Source organism: Paraburkholderia sp. SIMBA_054 (assembly GCF_046534875.1).
GTDB classification, from domain to species: domain Bacteria; phylum Pseudomonadota; class Gammaproteobacteria; order Burkholderiales; family Burkholderiaceae; genus Paraburkholderia; species Paraburkholderia hospita.
This window is the reverse complement of the sequence record NZ_JAWRXV010001398.1, coordinates 1-247: the sequence shown is the minus strand read 5'-3', so window position 1 is coordinate 247 and position 247 is coordinate 1. Positions and strand designations below refer to the sequence as shown.

1 protein-coding gene is annotated in these 247 nt (G+C 48.6%); it reads right to left on the bottom strand.

All coding sequences use genetic code 11. The features are described 5' to 3' along the window. Positions 1–192, bottom strand: a 192-nt coding sequence (locus tag SB822_RS59655) for a hypothetical protein (protein ID WP_410859450.1), incomplete at its 3' end; no start/stop codon positions are given. Positions 193–247 lie beyond the last annotated feature (55 nt).

Genomic DNA, 247 nt, shown 5'->3' with positions numbered 1-247 from the left:
CACAATGGCACCGGCAAATACGATCAGGCTGCCGATCATTTCAAAGTGCATTGTCCAAAGTGACGAATTGAAATAGGCATCACCTCGCCAGAACGTCAGAAAAACACCTTGTGCAACTGCATCTATGAGTGTTCTTTCTGCCGGTATCTCTTTGGCATAACCGAATGCAGCCAACCACGGTGAATTCGACACATGGGCTGCTTCAGTGAAGTGGTAAAGCCCCAGTCTGAACAAGAGCCATGAAGCC